This window comes from Sinorhizobium mexicanum, assembly GCF_013488225.1.
Classification (GTDB): domain Bacteria; phylum Pseudomonadota; class Alphaproteobacteria; order Rhizobiales; family Rhizobiaceae; genus Sinorhizobium; species Sinorhizobium mexicanum.
Genome location: NZ_CP041241.1, coordinates 1,847,406 through 1,863,485, shown reverse-complemented (window position 1 = coordinate 1,863,485; position 16,080 = coordinate 1,847,406). Strand labels below are relative to the sequence as shown.

13 protein-coding genes are annotated in these 16,080 nt (G+C 62.9%); 11 read left to right on the top strand and 2 right to left on the bottom strand.

What is annotated here, in order from left to right; genetic code table 11:
* Positions 1-11: 11 nt before the first annotated feature.
* A complete protein-coding gene (locus tag FKV68_RS32595; RefSeq protein WP_180943019.1) occupies positions 12-821 on the bottom strand; it encodes a class I SAM-dependent methyltransferase in 810 nt (269 codons plus the stop codon).
* 106 nt (positions 822-927) lie between these two features.
* On the opposite strand from FKV68_RS32595, the gene FKV68_RS32590 reads away from it, so the two are divergent.
* From FKV68_RS32590 to FKV68_RS32570, 5 genes are all read left to right on the top strand, one after another.
* Positions 928-2,061: an ABC transporter substrate-binding protein gene (locus tag FKV68_RS32590; RefSeq protein ID WP_180943018.1), complete on the top strand. Its 1,134-nt coding sequence runs from the start codon at positions 928-930 to the stop codon at positions 2,059-2,061.
* Positions 2,062-2,117: 56 nt separating this feature from the next.
* The gene (locus tag FKV68_RS32585) at positions 2,118-3,257 is read left to right on the top strand and encodes an ABC transporter substrate-binding protein (RefSeq protein WP_180943017.1); all 1,140 of its coding nucleotides are present in this window, start codon (positions 2,118-2,120) and stop codon (positions 3,255-3,257) included.
* The gene (locus FKV68_RS32580; protein WP_180943016.1) at positions 3,254-4,324 is read left to right on the top strand and encodes a FecCD family ABC transporter permease; all 1,071 of its coding nucleotides are present in this window, start codon (positions 3,254-3,256) and stop codon (positions 4,322-4,324) included. The genes FKV68_RS32585 and FKV68_RS32580 overlap by 4 nt, the downstream gene beginning before the upstream one ends.
* A complete protein-coding gene (locus FKV68_RS32575; RefSeq protein WP_180943015.1) occupies positions 4,318-5,079 on the top strand; it encodes an ABC transporter ATP-binding protein in 762 nt (253 codons plus the stop codon). Before FKV68_RS32580 ends, FKV68_RS32575 begins: the two co-directional genes overlap by 7 nt.
* A 459-nt stretch (positions 5,080-5,538) precedes the next feature.
* Positions 5,539-6,009, top strand: coding sequence for an RrF2 family transcriptional regulator (locus tag FKV68_RS32570; RefSeq protein WP_180943014.1), 471 nt, complete (start codon positions 5,539-5,541; stop codon positions 6,007-6,009).
* A 96-nt stretch (positions 6,010-6,105) separates the two neighbouring features.
* Here FKV68_RS32570 and FKV68_RS32565 read toward each other — a convergent pair whose 3' ends face one another.
* Positions 6,106-7,323 (bottom strand): SfnB family sulfur acquisition oxidoreductase, encoded by a 1,218-nt coding sequence (locus tag FKV68_RS32565; RefSeq protein ID WP_180943013.1) that lies wholly within the window; start codon positions 7,321-7,323, stop codon positions 6,106-6,108.
* A gap of 718 nt (positions 7,324-8,041) precedes the next feature.
* On the opposite strand from FKV68_RS32565, the gene FKV68_RS32560 reads away from it, so the two are divergent.
* From FKV68_RS32560 to FKV68_RS32535, 6 genes are all read left to right on the top strand, one after another.
* On the top strand, positions 8,042-9,448 hold the full coding sequence (locus tag FKV68_RS32560) for an FAD/NAD(P)-binding protein (protein ID WP_180943012.1): 1,407 nt from the start codon (positions 8,042-8,044) through the stop codon (positions 9,446-9,448).
* A gap of 196 nt (positions 9,449-9,644) precedes the next feature.
* Complete coding sequence (locus tag FKV68_RS32555; RefSeq protein ID WP_180943011.1) at positions 9,645-10,661, top strand: aldo/keto reductase; 1,017 nt, start codon at positions 9,645-9,647, stop codon at positions 10,659-10,661.
* Between the two features lie 501 nt (positions 10,662-11,162).
* The gene (locus FKV68_RS32550; protein WP_180943999.1) at positions 11,163-11,399 is read left to right on the top strand and encodes a DUF1127 domain-containing protein; all 237 of its coding nucleotides are present in this window, start codon (positions 11,163-11,165) and stop codon (positions 11,397-11,399) included.
* A 368-nt stretch (positions 11,400-11,767) separates the two neighbouring features.
* On the top strand, positions 11,768-13,156 hold the full coding sequence (locus FKV68_RS32545) for a cytochrome c (protein ID WP_180943010.1): 1,389 nt from the start codon (positions 11,768-11,770) through the stop codon (positions 13,154-13,156).
* On the top strand, positions 13,156-13,656 hold the full coding sequence (locus FKV68_RS32540; RefSeq protein ID WP_180943009.1) for a (2Fe-2S)-binding protein: 501 nt from the start codon (positions 13,156-13,158) through the stop codon (positions 13,654-13,656). The genes FKV68_RS32545 and FKV68_RS32540 overlap by 1 nt, the downstream gene beginning before the upstream one ends.
* On the top strand, positions 13,656-15,908 hold the full coding sequence (locus tag FKV68_RS32535) for a xanthine dehydrogenase family protein molybdopterin-binding subunit (RefSeq protein ID WP_180943008.1): 2,253 nt from the start codon (positions 13,656-13,658) through the stop codon (positions 15,906-15,908). Before FKV68_RS32540 ends, FKV68_RS32535 begins: the two co-directional genes overlap by 1 nt.
* Positions 15,909-16,080: the final 172 nt, after the last annotated feature.

Genomic DNA, 16,080 nt, shown 5'->3' with positions numbered 1-16,080 from the left:
TTCGCCCTCTTTCAGCTCGCCGGTTTGCTTGCCCGGATCGCGTAGCGGTGCTGGCTCTTGCGCGCGAGTGCCTTGAAGACGTTCCAGTTTGGCGCCTGCGTCCGATGGATTTCGCGGAGATCGGTATCGATCTCGACGTCGACGAATCCCGCCTTCCGAAGAATGTCGGCCACTGTTTCGGCTCGCGCGCCTTGCGAGAAGTGGACACGGGAGAGGATGCTTTTGTGGGTCTCCATCATCTGGCGCGAGCCGGACGGCGTGTCCGCCTTGAGAAGCCCGGCGCGCTGGCCCCAGGCGCTGAGCTTTGAGAACAGCCGCTCCAGCGCATTCGTATTGACGAAGTCGCCGTCGACGATCAGCAGCGTGCCGCCCGGCTTCAAGACGCGCAGCCATTCCGCAAAGGCTGCGGCCGGGTCGACAAGCGTCCAGACCAGATGTCGGTTGACGACGGCATCGTAATGATCGTCCGGCTCCATCGTGTTTTCGGCGTCGCCCATGCGGAACGAAATCGTGCGCCGGCGCTCGCGTGCCTTGCTGCGCGCGCGCTCGAGCATGGGGTCGGCCCAGTCGAGGCCGGTCACCCGGAAGCCGAGATCGTCAAGCAGGTGCGAGACGACGCCGGTGCCGCTTGCAAGGTCCAGCGCCATGCGGCCTTCGCCGTCGCCGAGATGTCGCCGGATCAGCCGGTGCCACGCCGCACGCTCTTCCTCGGAGAAAATCTCATGCCCGGGGGAAAGGTCGAAGGTTGCCGCGCGCTCCGACCAATAGGCCTTGATTTCGTCGCGAAGATTATAGTTCCGGCGCTCTGTCACGTCGCTCATTCCGATTCCCTAAACCGCAGGTTTGGAAGCGTTCTAAAAGATAAATGTTGACTGATAAAGTCATGAAATATTAGATCGCGCAGATTTTTCAGCGGAGCGAAGAACAATGAGGCTTTTCAACAGGGTGGCCACCGCCGCCATGGTTTCTTGCGTCCTTTTTTCGGCCCCGGCATTGGCTGAAATGGTCAAGGTCCGGGACGTCACGGGCCGGGACGTCGAGGTCGAGGTACCGGTCGAGCACGTGATTCTCGGCGAAGGGCGCCAGATCTATTTCCTCGCCGCGCTCGACCGGGAAGAGCCCTTCAAGCGCGTCGTCGGCTGGCGCGACGACCTGTCAAAGGCCGATCCCGAAAGCTATGCCGCCTATCTCGCCAAATATCCGGATATCGCCAAGCTGCCGGCTTTTGGCGGCATGAAGGAAGGAACGTTCGACATCGAACAGGCCGTGGCGCTTAAGCCGGACGTCGTGCTCATGAATGTCGACGCCAAGACGGCGACGGAGGAGGCCGGCTACATCGAAAAGCTCGGCAAGGTCGGCATTCCGCTCGTCTACGTCGACTTCCGCGAGAAGCCGATGGAAAACACCGAGCCGAGCATGCGCATCATGGGCAAGCTCATCGGCAAGGAGCAAAAGGCCGAGGAGTTCATCAAGTTCCGCGCCGACAGCATCGCCAGGGTGACCGAGGTGCTCGCCAAGGCCGAGGCGAAAAAGCCGCTGGTCTTCGTCGAACGCGCCGGCGGCTATTCCGACGATTGCTGCATGTCCTTCGGCAATGAGAATTTCGGCAAGATGGTCGAACTCGCCGGCGGCGTGAACATGGCGAAGGACATCATTCCGGGGACGTTCGGCACGGTCAATCCGGAGCAGATCATCGCCGCGAACCCGGATCAGATCATCATCACCGGCGGCAACTGGCAGGGTTACGTGCCAGGCGGCGCCTGGGTCGGCGTCGGCTACGGTGCCGACGAGACGGAAGCACGCCGCAAGCTCGAGAACCTGACCAAGCGTCCGGCCTTTACCGGCGTGAAAGCCGTCAAGGACGGCAATGTCCATGCCATCTGGCACCAGTTCTACAACAACCCCTATCAGTTCGTCGCCGTCCAGCAGATCGCCAAGTGGCTGCACCCGGACCTCTTCAAGGATCTCGATCCCGAGGCGACCTTCAAGGAACTGCATGAGCGCTTCCTGCCGCTTCCCTACAAGGGCGGTTACTTCGTCTCGCTGAATGTCGGTCAATAAGGATTGGGCGCCGAAGGGAAGGCCGGCTCTTCGGCGCGCCTATCAAGGGTTTGCACATGTCGCTGTTCAAGAAACTTTTCCCGGCGCTGGTCGCCGTGGCAGTGTCCATCGCTGCGCCGGCGATCGCCGCGGAAATCACCGACGTTACCGGTCGCCGTATCGAGCTCGAACTCCCGGCGAAGCGGGTGCTGCTTGGCGAGGCGCGGCAGATTCATGTGGCGGCGGCACTGAAGGGCGAACGCGTCTTCGACACGATCGTGGGCTGGCGCGACGATCTCATCAAGAAAGATCCGGATTCCTACACGGCCTATCGCGAGTGCTTTCCGACAATCGCGGACCTGCCGCTGTTCGGCTATATCCCGAGCGGCGATTTCAGCCTGGAAGCGGCGATCGCGCTGAAGCCGGACGTACTGACGCTGAATCTCGAAGCGCAGCAGGCGGTCGAGGAATCCGGCTTCATCGAAAAGGCAGCCGCGGCCGGCATCGCCGTCGTCTTTCTCGACTTCCGCGTCGACCCGGCGAAGAACAGCGTAAAATCCGTCGAAATTCTCGGCGAGCTTTTTGGCGCGAAGGAACGCGCGAAGGAGTTCATCGCGTGGCGTCAGGCCCAGATCGCGCTGGTGACCGATCGCCTGGCGGCCGTCGGCGCGATTAAGCGTCCGAAGGTCTTCATCGAACGCTCGCCGGGCATCACCGGTGAAACCGCCTGCTGCAGGACGTTCGGGCCCGCAAACTTCGGCGAGATGGTGGAAAAGGCGGGTGGCCACAATATCGGCTCGGATGTTGCCGCAACAACCTTCGTTGACCTCAACCCCGAACAACTCGTCGTCGCCGATCCGGACCACGTGATTATCACCGGCAGCAACTGGGCGGCCGAGTCCGACGTCAACCAGTTCGTCAATGTCGGCCGCGGCGCCGATCCGGCGGCAGCACGGGAAAGGTTGGCAGCCCTGATGCGGCGGCCGGGCTTCACCACGCTCACGGCGGTGAAAGAGGGCAGGGTGCATGCCGTCTGGCACCAGTTCTACGGAGCGCCTTACGAGTTCGTGCCGATCCAGCAATTTGCCAAGTGGTTCCACCCGGAGCTTTTCGCCGACATCGATCCGGATCGCACGTTCCGCGAGTTCCACGAGAAATTCCTGCCGGTCGCCTATCGCCCGGGCTATTTCGTCTCGCTTCCGCAAGGGGGTGAATGATGGTTGCGGCCGTGGGGGAATTCTCCGGCATTGAGGGACGCGGGCGTTACCGCGCCCTCGTGCTACGCCGGTTGATGCTGATTTCCTGCCTCGCCGCGGCGCTCTTCGTGTCGGTGGCGGTCGACATGGCGCTCGGGCCGGCGAACTATCCGCTCACTGATGTGCTGGCGGCCCTGTTCCGCCCGGAGGCCGTCGGCGACCAGCTTCGCGTGGTGATTTGGGACATCCGCATGCCGATCGCGCTGATGGCGGTCACTGTCGGTGCGTCGCTCTCGGTGGCGGGCGCGCAGATGCAGACGATCCTCGCCAACCCGCTGGCGAGCCCCTTTACGCTCGGCATTTCCGCCGCCGCCGGCTTCGGCGCGGCACTTGGCCTCGTCGCCGGGGTCGCGCTCTTTCCCGTCGCGGTTCACTACATGGTGCCGATCAACGCCTTCCTGATGGCGATGGTGGCGGCACTCTTCATCCATTTCGCTTCGACCATGCGCGGCGTGACCGTCGAGACGATCGTGCTCATCGGCATCGCGCTTGTCTTCACCTTCAACGCGGCGCTGTCGCTGCTTGAGTATCTGGCCTCCGAGCAGGCGCTCGCCGCCGTCGTGTTCTGGACAATGGGCAGCCTCACCAAGGCGACCTGGCCGAAGGTGTGGATCACCGGCGCTGTGCTCGTCTTCGCCGTGCCCCTCTTTGCGCGCCACGCCTGGGCGCTGACGGCGCTGAGACTTGGCGACGACAAGGCGGCGAGCTTCGGCATCAATGTCCGCCGCCTGCGGCTCGAAACCATGCTGACGGTCAGCCTGCTCGCGGCAATCCCCGTCTCCTTCGTCGGCACCATCGGTTTCGTCGGTCTGGTGGGGCCGCATATCGCCCGCATGCTGGTCGGCGAGGATCAGCGCTTCTTCCTGCCGGCTTCCGTTCTTTGCGGTGCGCTTCTGCTTTCGGTGACGTCCGTCGTCAGCAAGATGCTCATCCCCGGCGCGGTGCTGCCGATCGGCATCATCACGGCGCTCGTCGGTGTTCCCTTCTTCTTCGTGCTGATTTTCACCAACAGGAGACGGTCATGGTAGCCCTGACGCTCGAGGATGTCGGCGCGACATACGGCCGGCGCGTGGTGCTGTCCGACATCAATACGGGCATGTTACGGGGTGGTGGCCTGACCGCCGTGATCGGTCCGAATGCTGCCGGTAAATCGACGCTCTTCAAGCGCATCGCCGGCCTCGCCGCCGGCCCCGGCCTTGTCCATCTCTCCGACACGGTGAAAGGACCTGCGGCGATCTGTTACATGCCGCAGGACACCGGGGCGAATGCTGTGCTGACCGTCTACGAGTCGGTACTGCTTTCGGCCAAGCAGGGATCCGGCTGGAAGGTCAAGGACGGCGAACTCAAGGAAATCGATCGGGTGCTTGCGGCGCTCCGGATCGATGATCTGGCCTTCCGCGGCCTCGGTGAACTTTCCGGCGGCCAGCGACAGCTCGTCTCGATCGCGCAGGCGCTGGTGCGCAAGCCGGAAGTGCTGCTGATGGACGAGCCGACATCGGCGCTCGATCTCTTCCGCCAGATCGAGGTGCTCGGCTTCATGAAGCGGCTGTCGGCGCAATCCGGCATGGCGGTGCTGATCGCGCTTCACGACCTCAACCACGCGCTGCGCTATTGCGACGCCACCATCGTCATCAGCAACGGATCGGTGGTCGCCAGCGGCCCGACGCCGGATGTGATCACGACCGAGATGCTGAAATCCGTCTATCGCGTCGAAGCCCGCGTCGAGGCCTGCTCCATGGGCCGGCCGGTCGTCATCGTCGACGATTCCATTCAGGCCGCCTGACCGCCGGTCCCGCCGCGGCCATCAGCGCTGCTTTTGGGCGCCTTCGGTCCGTGCGGCTGCAAGAGGTAGAGTCAGCGCTGGCACTTCACGGCTCTCATTAAAGCGGTAAAATTCTGTAAACTTCTGAAACATCGCGGTTGCGGACGGGAGGTCGTTACACACCTTCCCAAACAGCTCTCCTCGCCTGAATAACGGGGCGGAGGCCGTTGCGGCGCGCACTACGGGCGGGTTTCCGTCCATCCGGAGCGTTCGTCGCCGCCTCTGTCGTTGCGAGCTGGCCAGGGTGTTACGACCATGGCGGGCTTCACAGTAAATCTATCTGCGAACTGAATGATTTCTTGCCGCCGCAATGCAGCTGATCTATATAACCTATATCTAACATGCCCCCGTAAACGTGTGAGCGGCGCGACGCCCGCTGGGCGGCCGCCGGCAAAAAATCCTTGCCGAAGGTGATGTCTCATGCTGACAAAAAAAGGAAAATACGGTCTGAAGGCAATGGTTGACCTTGCCCAGCTTCAGCCCGGGGAAACGGCCTTCATCACCGATATCGCCGTGCGAAACAATTTGCCGAAGAAATTCCTCGACACGATCATGCTGGAACTCAGGAACGCGGGCTTCCTTCGCTCCAAGAAGGGTCCCGGCGGCGGCTATTCGCTGGCGCGTCCGGCGGCCGAAATCCGCGTCGGCCAGGTGATTCGTACCCTCGATGGCCCGCTCGCGCCGATCCGCTGCGCCAGCCGCACCGCTTTCGAGGCCTGCGACGACTGTCAGGACCCGGAAACCTGTCACGTGCGGCGCTCGATGGTGGTCGTGCGTGATGCCATGGCGGGAATCCTCGACAACATGACGCTCGAACAGTTCGCCCACGGTGAGAAGGACGAGGGTGAGAAGGAAGAGACCGTGGCGCCGCTTCGCAGCGAAGCCGGCTGAGGCCTTTTCCGATCTCCGCGCCCTTGTCTCCGGAATTCCCATCCCCTTCGGGTACGTTTCGCGTCCGCGAACCTCGGCCTCACTGAGCGAAATCAATCAAAGCGAGCCATTTCGCGGCGGCTTGACGTCGTTGAGGTGGTAGTTGCCGACGACGTGATATTTCCACCGCACTGGATCGTGCAGCGTGTGGGTGCGCGCGTTGCGCCAGTAGCGGTCGAGATTGAGCGCGACCTTCGTCGACGCAGTGCCGGCTAGTTCGAAGAGTGTGTTGCTGGCGTCAAGCGCAATCTCGGTCGTCAGGACCTTGGCAGCGGCAACGGCGAGGCTCGCTTCGGTTGCGTGTTGCTCGGTCGGATCGATTTGGGCGACGTCGACCTTTTTTCCCGCATGTTCGACGACCGCCGTGGCCGCCTCCAGGCGGATGGCGATCTCGCCGATACGGGCGATCGTCAGCGGATCCTCCGACGCCCGCTCGGCGCCGCTGTCGACCCAGGGCCGGGCCTTGTTGCGGACGTAGTCGACGGTTTCCCGGAAGGCGGCGCGTGCGATGCCGAGATCAACGCCGGCATGGATGATCTGGCCGACGGAACCGATGGTGCCGGGGCGTTCGAAGCCGCGATGATGCCTGACGACCGATCCGGTATTCACGTAGACGTTCTGCAAGACGGTCGTGCCGCTGCCGGTGACGCGCTGCCCGAAACTGTCCCAGTCGTCGATGATCTGGACACCGTCGGTGCCGCGCGGGACGAAAGACATGGTGAGCTGGTCGGCCGGATCGAGCGCGAACACCGCGATCCAATCGGCAAAAAGAACACCGGTCGAATAATATTTGCGGCCATTTATGCGATAGCCGGCGCCATCTTCGCTAAGCCGCGTGTTGTAATGGCCGCCGGTCTTCGTCCCGGTTTCGGCAAGCGCATTGCCGAACCGGTCGCCGGCAAGCGCACGGCCGAAAAAGAACTTCTTCTGCTCCTCCGTCCCGTCGTGACGGAGCGCCTCCAGCACATAGAAGTGGTTCTGGGGAATCTGGCCAATCGAGCTGTCGGCCTCCGAGAGGATCGCAGCGACCTCGGCAAGCACGGCGTTCGAAACATCGATCCCGTCATAGTCGGATGGAACGCTGATCGCCAGCAGGCCGGATTGCGCGAGCTGATCGAGTTCCTCATAGGGAAGAACGCGCTCCAGGTCGCGTTCGCTCGCACGGTCCGCAAACCGGCTTGCCAGTTCTCTCGCAACCGACAGGGCTTCCTCTTCGCTCTCGATGCGCTGCGCGGGCGGCCTGGTCTTGTCGGCGAACTGCGAGATGGTTCCCATATCGATCCTCCATGGATCGCGACAAGCTTGGATCGCTCCATCCAGGACCGTCGCAATCGACTCCAAGAACTCCGCTGCCGGCGGAAGCCGCATCTCCCGCGACCCGCCCGACGTTGGACCGTATCACTGAACGATCACCTTACACCGGGTAAGAAAGCCTGTTCTATAGAATTTATGGATATTGAACTTTCTTTGCTTCGCCCGCATCGATCCTCTTTCATAGTATGAAGCATGAACCGTTTCGTTTCATCCGCCAAATATCGATTGGATTGCAGCAGAGGGCGTTATGATCGCGCCAGGGGTGAAGCCGTTTTGGTGTGCCGCTGGCGAGGCGCAATCGTCATTTGATTTCAATCGGAAAGAGCGCGCTGCGGTATTCGGCGGCGCCCTGCTGAAACGAGCGGCCGAACAAAAAGCTTGATGATCGGCCCCTTTGTCATAAAATACTAACTTGATAGACTATCCCGTATAAGGACGGCCAGCCAAAGGAGCGGAGACTTCCCGGGAGGCGTGCGGCTACTGCAAGTATCCTCGAATCCTAGTCGATTTGAGGATAAAACGTGCAGCAATTCAAAGTGCTACAGCGTCCGGTGAGACGTGCGCGCTGTAGTCCAGACATCCCTGAAAATTCAAACGGCAGCTATTTGTGTGTCTCAAGGTCCTGCGTAGGGGTTGCCCATGACTGGTCCGGCTGCGGCCGAGGCGCAAAGGAGCTCACATGACTGTGCACGGATTGTTTGCGGCGAAGCGGCCCATGGCGGGCGGCCTGTCGTCGAAGCCAGAGATTGCCATCATCGGGCGTGGATTTTCGGGCATCATGATGGCGATCGCGCTCATGAAGTCTGTCCGCGTCTCCTTCCATTTGACCATGTACGATCCGCACCCGTCGATCAGCGGCGGGCAGGCCCTGTCTTCGGCGCAGAGCATGGAGATCCTGAATAGCCGCGTGCGTGACCTGTCGGTTGCCGCCGGGCAGCCCGACGACTTCAACGACTGGCTTTGCGCCAACGGCGAGTTCCGTGCGGCGGTGCCGGCGGCCATCCCAGGCTTCCAGCAGATTTTCGTGCCCAAGGGTATTTTCAGCGACTATGTCCATCAGCGCTTTTCCGAGGCGCTTGCGCGCCGGTCCGATATCACGGTGAAGTTTTCGCATGAGCCGGTTCACGCCCTGCGCAAGCTCGCCACGGGCCGCTTCGCGCTCGTTCACGATGGCGGGACCGACGAAAGCGACGTCGTCGTACTCGCGACGGGTTTCGGCGTAAGGGCTCGCAACGTCGAGATCCCCGATGAGGCGCAGCCGGTCGTGAGAGCCCGCCGGCTCGTCGATCCGCGCCACGCGGTCCTGCTCGGCAGCGGCATTCGCGTCGTGGACCAGTTGTTCCAGATGCGCGACGGCGGCTACGCCGGCAGGATCACGCTGCTGTCGCGGCATGGCTTCCTGCCGCAGACGCATACGCGGCTGTCGGCGGCGCCGAGCTTCCCGGTCGACCCGATGCCGTCGACGCTCAGGGAGATCGTGCGGTTCGTCCGCAAAGCCTGCGCCGATGCCGAGGCCAAGGGGCAGAGCTGGCAATCTGCGATGAACGGGCTTCGCCGCCGCGCTCGTTCGCTGTGGCAGGCACTTCCCGCGCGGGAGAAGCGCCAGTTCAACCGGCATCTGCGCGCCATCTACGACAGCCACAGAAACCGCCTGCCGGCGGCCGTACACGCTCGCTTGCGGCAGGAGCTTGCCGAAGGGCGAACCGTGCTCTGCTGCGGATGGGCCGGGCGGCGCGTGCCGGAAGGACTGATGGTGCGTTGGTCCGGTCAGTCGGAGGAGGAATTGCTGCGAGCCGACCAGGTGATCGACTGCCGCTGCTCGGCGCCGGACCTTCAGGCCCCGTTGTTCCAGAGCCTCTTTGCCGGCGGATTGGCCGTGCCGGACGAGCTCGAACTCGGACTTGCCGTCAGCCCCACCGGAGAAGTGCTCGGCAATGGTGGCCGCACGCCGAACCTCTTTGCGATCGGGCCGCTCGGAGTGGGCAGCCTGCCCGATATCGATCTCGTTCCGGAGATCGTCACCCAGACCTATGCGGCGGCACGCCTCATCGCAACCGGCAAGCGCCTGGCACTGAAGGCGGGATAGATCAACCCGCGACACTGCCGCGGCGCCGTGATCGCACAAGGGCGCCGCCGCTTTGCATAGCAGGCAGCGGACGCAACGGTGCGTCGCGCCAGCCGTTTTTCACTACTGAAAAACCTCTTGCGGAATCGAGGCTTCTGATCGCCACGCGACCGGTGGCATAGTCACCGGCATTGCTCCACGACGGGAAAGGAATGCCATGCTTGCCAGCGACATCTCGGCGGTCAACCGCAGACCATTGGGCCGCTCCGGCCTGTCGGCCGCACCCATCGGGCTGGGCTGCTGGGCGATCGGAGGCCATTTCATGCTCGACGGGAAGCCGGACGGTTGGGGAGAGATCGACGACGAACAGTCGATCCGGGCCATTCATCTCGGGCTCGAGATGGGAGCGTCGCTGATCGACACGGCCGATGCCTATGGAACCGGGCACAGCGAGGAGGTGATCGGGCGAGCGCTGAGTGGGCGAAGAGGTAATGCAGTCATAGCAACCAAGTTCGGATACACCTATGATCGCGCCGCCCGCGCCCTCGTCGGCACCGATGTCAGCCCCGCCTACATCGAACAGGCCTGCGCAGCATCGCTCGCGCGTCTTGCGACCGACTATATCGACCTCTACCAGATCCATGTCGGGGAGGTTCCGGACGATCAGGCGGATGCAGCCGGCGAGGCGCTTGAAAAACTGGCGGAAAAAGGTGCCATCCGCTTCTGGGGCTGGAGCACCGACAACGCTGCCGCCGCGAAGCGAATGGTGGAGTTCCCGCATTTCGTCGCGGTTCAGCAGGAACTGAACGTCTTCACGGATGGCCCGGACATGCTGGCGATGTGTGAAAGCAACAGCCTCGCCAGCCTCAATCGGTCGCCCTTGGCGATGGGGTTCCTGACCGGCAAGTTCAGCCCCCAAACGCAGTTGCCTCCAAGCGATGTGCGCGCGGCCGGTCATGGCTGGGTGCGGTTCTTTGAGGACGGACGGCCGCGTGCCGATTATCTCGACCGCCTTGCGCGGGTGCGGGAACTCCTGCAGGGCGGCGGCCGGACCTTGGCGCAAGGCGCACTCGGCTGGATCCTTGCCCGCTCGCCCAACACCTTTCCGATACCCGGGTTCAAAACCGAGGCGCAGGTGCGCGAAAACCTGGCGGCGCTGGAGCAGGGACCGCTACCGGAAGCGACAATGGCGGAGATCAATGCGCTTCTTGCGAACGACGCTGATCACTCATGATTTCGCTGCGGAGGCAGCACTCTGGCAGCGAGAAGCCACTGAGCTGCTGACCTCTCGCGACCGAAACAAGCAATGGCGATGGACCAAAGGATCGGCTCGCCGGCGCCGCAGAAATGCCCCTCGGAAAACTGTTGCAGTTTCGCAACGGATCCGGTGTGATTTCTGCAATCCGAAATTGTGACTTTGCAGATCGGTCGGGCTCGTGTATGGTCACTCTACTCGCAATTCAAATCAGAGGAGGCGTGAAATGAATCCTGTTCTCGTGATTATGCGCCTCTCTGGCGGGACGGCTGACAGCACTACGATGTATTGCACATCAAGCTCGAGCCGATTTTGCTTCCAGGGTCTCTAAACCCCGGATTTCCGCCGATTGGCGCTTTCCCATTTGACCTGACGTGACCGGCTGACGGAGCGACTGTTCGCGTTTCCGCGTCCGCATCCGCACGTCCATTTGATCTTCGAGAGGACCTGGCCGCCTTGTCGCGCCGGGACGGAAAAATCATGCGTGAAGCACAATTTTTAGTTGCTGACACCCTTGCATCCACGGCTGACGACCTGTGCCGAAAATTCGGCGTCTGGAAGACCGCGCGTGCGCTGATCCTGGCCGCCTGGAGACACCATCAGATGACCAACCAGGTTTCCCATCTGTCAGGTCGCATGCGCCGCGATATCGGCCTGCCGGACGGGGAGCGCGGGCTCTTGGAAGCGAAGTTCTCGCTTTGGGATATCCGGCTTTGAGGTGTACCCCTAAGCAGCAGGACGGCAACTGTGATCGGGGATGGAGGGGCGTCCCGGGCGCCCCTTCATCCAGTCTCCGTGCGCTCAGTCTGGAACAATCACAACGCCTTATGGCTCTCAGCGGCCGAGCCGCTACGACAGCGCCGCGCGTCCTGTCAGATGCGCAACGGACGCTGTAGCACTTTGAATTGCTGCATCTTTTGTCCTCGAATCGCCGAAGACTTAAGGAGCCAAGTGGGACCGACGGATGAGGCGGTCCAACTTCGTTAAGAAGACCACGGGCATTCCGGAACTCACGCAGACGTCATTTCACCATTTCGGAACCGAACGGCAAGCGCGGCGTTTCCCACCATCGGCGGAGATCTGCGATGTGGGCCTTGCGGGTGGTGATCGTTTTCGCGGCGGCCATAGTTCTGGCCGCGGGTGCTTTCTTTTTTCTGGCGTGGCGTTCCGAAATTCCCGAGGACGCCGCGGCAGCGCAGGCCACGTTCGCTCCGGAGCTCGTCGCGAAGGGCGCGCAACTGGCGGCGCTTGGCAACTGCATCGCCTGCCACACTGTTCCGGGAAAACCGGCATTCGCCGGCGGCCTTGCGGTGCCGACGCCTTTCGGGACGATATACTCCACCAACATTACCCCCGATCCTGAGACCGGCATTGGCGGCTGGAGCGAAAAGGCCTTCCAGCGTGCCATGAACGAAGGCGTCGATCGGAAGGGCAGCCATCTCTATCCAGCATTCCCCTATGACCATTTCACGCGCGTCTCTGTGGAGGACAATCGCGCCCTCTATGCCTTCCTGATGACGCGCCCCGCGGTAAAGGCCGAAGCACCCCGGAACGACCTGCCATTCCCGCTCACGTATAGGCCCCTGCTCGCCGCGTGGAAGCTCGCCTTCTTCGACAGGGGTGAGATGGAACCAGATAGCAGCCAGAGCGAGGCATGGACGCGCGGGCGCTATCTTGTCGAGGGTCTCGGCCACTGCGGCGCCTGCCACACCCCCCGAAACGCTTTCGGCGCGGAAGATCGCGATCATTACTTCGGCGGCGGTGAGGCGGAGGGCTGGCAGGCCTACGCGATCAACAAGGATTCGAAGGCGCCGATACCATGGGACGAGCAAAGCCTTGCCTTTTACCTTCGCAACGGCTGGCATGAATTCCACGGCGTTTCGCGCGGGCCCATGGCCGAGGTCACGGGCAATCTCTCGGCTCTTCCAGACAGCGATATCATGGCGATCGCCACCTATGTCACATCGATCATGGGCGATGCCACGCCCGAACGCGGCCAAAGAGCGGCGCAGCTGCGCGAGCAGTTCGAGGGGGACTACCGGGAACAGGCGGCCGACAGCCAGAGTTCTCCCGTGAACGCTTCCGGCGGCAGTCCCGGCGAGGCGATCTATGTCGCCGCCTGCGCAAGCTGCCATGAGGGCCAGCGACGCCAACCCTTCGGAGGCCTGAACTTCGACCTGAGCACCGCCGTCAATGCGCCGAATCCGCAAAACATCGTCAACGTCGTGCTGTTCGGCCTTCCGCCCGCGGATGGCGAGGCGAGTGCGGTGATGCCGGCCTTCCGACATCTGCTCAGCGACCAGCAGGTGGCCGACGTTCTCACCTACATGCGCGAGCGGTTCTCCGAGGAGCAGCCTTGGGCCGGTCTCGTAGACCTGATCGCCAATACCCGTTCCGGCGCGCACAAGGTGACCATCCGGCCGTCGGACGGCATTGAAAGGGCGCCGCACAATGTCGGCGCCGAGGAGGGATGATGGCGATATTGCTGACAGTCAACGGCAGCCCGCACGAGGTCGATGTCGATCCGGCGACGCCTCTGCTCTACGTCCTTCGCGGCGAACTTGCCTTGAACGGCGCCAAATACGGCTGTGGGTTAGGCCAGTGCGGGTCCTGCACCGTCGTGGTGGACGGTGAAGCGGTGCTTTCGTGCATGGTGCCGGTCATGCTGCTGCAAGGCCGCGAAATCACCACCGTCGAAGGCTTGGGCACAATCGACAAGCCCGGGCCGCTGCAACAAGCGTTCATCGAAGTGCAGGCGGCGCAATGCGGGTACTGCATTCCAGGCATGATGATGAGCGCCCATGCGCTCCTGCGCCGGAACGCGCGGCCCAGCGACGCGGAGATCCGCGAGGCGCTGGCGACCAATCTCTGTCGTTGCGGCACGCATATGCGGATTCTGGCAGCGATCCGGCGGGCAGGCGAATTGATGCAGGCTGCGTCGCTGCCTGAACCTGATGAAGGGAGGGCAGGTTGATGGGTATTCTCCAGCACGAAATCACCCGCCGCACCGTGATCGCCGGCACCGGCGGGCTGGTCGTCAGCTTTTCCCTCGGCCGCGCATTTGCCCAGGCGCCCGCGCCGACGCCACCGGCGGCGACGTCACCGGCACCGCCCGCGTCCTTGCCCGGCAGCCTTGACGACGATCGCTTTCTTGATTCCTGGATCCGGGTCGACCCTGACAATTCCGTCACCGTCTTCACCGGCAAGGCGGAGCTCGGCCAAGGCATCCGCACGGCTCTTCTCCAGGTTGCCGCCGAGGAACTGGAGGTGGATCCCGGTGAGATCGAGTTTGTCACGGCGGATACGGGGCGCACGCCCAACGAAGGGTTCACGGCCGGCAGCCAGTCGATGCAAAACAGCGGCACTGCCATCAGGAACGCCGCGGCACAGGTGCGCGCGCTGCTTTTGGCGGAGGCCGCCAAGCGCTTCGGGGTAGCCGCGGCGGAGCTCAGGGCCGAAAACAAATCCGTGCTGGCAAAGGACGGGAGACGCGCGAGCTATGGCGAGCTTGTTTCGGGCCAGATGCTGCACGTGGAGGCGCAGCCGCAGTCGGCCTTGAAGCAGCCCGGGAGCTTCCGCGTGATGGGCAAGCCACTCCCGCGCGTCGATATCCCGGCGAAGGTGACGGGCCAGCCCGCCTATGTGCATGATCTGCGCCTGGACGGAATGCTGCATGCACGCGTCGTGCGCCCCCCGAGCCCGGCAGCGACGCTGACGGAACTCGATCAAGGCGCGGCCGAGGGGATGCCCGGCGTCGTTTCCGTCGTGCGCGACGGCAACTTCCTCGCTGTCGTCGCCGAGAAAGAGTTCCAGGCGGTGAGCGCCATGCGGGCCTTGGCGGCGGCAGCACGGTGGCAGGAGAAGGAGACGCTGCCCGACCAGACCGACCTGCCGTCGACGCTGCAGGGGCTCGAGCGCGAGGTGGGAACTGTTGCTGAAGCCGGCACGCTCTCGTCTAACGACAAGGCGTTCGAGGCGACCTATACGCGGCCTTACCAGATCCACGGCTCGATAGGCCCTTCCTGCGCCGTCGCGCACATGAAGGCGGATGGCACGTTGGACGTCTGGTCGCACACGCAAGGGGTCTTTCCCGACCGCGAGGCGATCGCCGAGATGCTGGCTATGCCGGAAGACAAAGTCCATGTCATCCACATGGAAGGGTCCGGCTGTTATGGGCACAATGGTGCCGACGACGCGGCCGGCGATGCCGCGCTCATTGCCAGCAAAATTCCCGGCAAGCCGGTGCGCGTCCAGTGGATGCGCGAGCAGGAGCACAGTTGGGAGCCCTATGGCCCCGCGATGCTGATGAAGGTGAGCGCAACACTCGATGATCGAGGCAAGATCGCGAGCTGGGCCTATGATCTTTGGAGCAATACGCACTCCACGCGTCCCGGCGGTGCCGGCGCGCTGCTCGCAGCACGCCACAAGGCTGAAGCCTTCCAGCCGGAGCCGGCCAAGCTCAACATTAGCCCCTCAGGCAACGGCGACCGAAACGCCAATCCGCTCTACGCAATTCCAAACAAGCGCGTGCTCTGGCACTTCCTGCCCGACATGCCGTTGCGCGTCTCGGCGCTCCGGGCGCTGGGCGGCTATGCCAATGTCTTTGCGATCGAAAGCACGATCGACGAACTGGCACTGATGGCCGAAGCCGATCCGGTCGAATTCCGGCTCAGCCACATGGAGGATCCGCGGGCGCGTGCCGTCATCGAACTGGCTGCGGAGCGCTTCGGCTGGAACAAGGCGCAAATGGCGAGGAATCGCGGACGCGGCTTCGCCTTTGCCCGCTACAAGAACCTCGCCGCCTACCTGGCGGTGGCGATGGAAGCGGAAGTCGAGCCGGAAACCGGGCGCGTGCGCGTCGTGCGCGTCGTTTCCGCTATCGACAGCGGCGAGATCGTCAACCCGGACGGCATCCGTAACCAGACGCAGGGCGGCATTCTGCAATCGATCAGCTGGACGCTCTACGAGGCCGTGGCATTCGACAGGACGAGGATCACCAGCACCGATTGGTCGAGCTATCCGATCCTTCGTTTTGCGAGCGTGCCGGACAGTGTCGAAGTCAATATCATCGAGCGCCCCGGCGAACCCTTCCTCGGCACCGGCGAGGCCGCCCAGGGACCTGCCGCGGCAGCTGTCGCCAACGCGATCAGAAATGCCGTCGGCAAGCGCCTCTATGATTTGCCATTTACCAGAGACCGAATACGAAACGCCGCTGGACGCGCTTGATCGAAGCGCCGGTTTCCACTGGTCAACATCGACTTTCGGCCTAGAAGCGGACCCGCACTCGGCATTGCCCGCCCCTGAAAACTGTGCGACAAATTCCTCGCAGTTGTGCTGGAGGAGAGCATGACCGCAATGGGAGAAGAGATATTTCCAATGTAATTTGGAGTTGGTTTTG

Coding starts and splice junctions, on each gene's coding strand:
- FKV68_RS32535 (WP_180943008.1), top strand. CDS start 13,656: ATGGGTATTCTCCAGCACGAAATCACCCGCCGCACCGTGATCGCCGGC.
- FKV68_RS32570 (WP_180943014.1), top strand. CDS start 5,539: ATGCTGACAAAAAAAGGAAAATACGGTCTGAAGGCAATGGTTGACCTT.
- FKV68_RS32580 (WP_180943016.1), top strand. CDS start 3,254: ATGATGGTTGCGGCCGTGGGGGAATTCTCCGGCATTGAGGGACGCGGG.
- FKV68_RS32540 (WP_180943009.1), top strand. CDS start 13,156: ATGGCGATATTGCTGACAGTCAACGGCAGCCCGCACGAGGTCGATGTC.
- FKV68_RS32545 (WP_180943010.1), top strand. CDS start 11,768: ATGTGGGCCTTGCGGGTGGTGATCGTTTTCGCGGCGGCCATAGTTCTG.
- FKV68_RS32595 (WP_180943019.1), bottom strand. CDS start 821: ATGAGCGACGTGACAGAGCGCCGGAACTATAATCTTCGCGACGAAATC.
- FKV68_RS32585 (WP_180943017.1), top strand. CDS start 2,118: ATGTCGCTGTTCAAGAAACTTTTCCCGGCGCTGGTCGCCGTGGCAGTG.
- FKV68_RS32575 (WP_180943015.1), top strand. CDS start 4,318: ATGGTAGCCCTGACGCTCGAGGATGTCGGCGCGACATACGGCCGGCGC.
- FKV68_RS32590 (WP_180943018.1), top strand. CDS start 928: ATGAGGCTTTTCAACAGGGTGGCCACCGCCGCCATGGTTTCTTGCGTC.
- FKV68_RS32560 (WP_180943012.1), top strand. CDS start 8,042: ATGACTGTGCACGGATTGTTTGCGGCGAAGCGGCCCATGGCGGGCGGC.
- FKV68_RS32550 (WP_180943999.1), top strand. CDS start 11,163: ATGCGTGAAGCACAATTTTTAGTTGCTGACACCCTTGCATCCACGGCT.
- FKV68_RS32565 (WP_180943013.1), bottom strand. CDS start 7,323: ATGGGAACCATCTCGCAGTTCGCCGACAAGACCAGGCCGCCCGCGCAG.
- FKV68_RS32555 (WP_180943011.1), top strand. CDS start 9,645: ATGCTTGCCAGCGACATCTCGGCGGTCAACCGCAGACCATTGGGCCGC.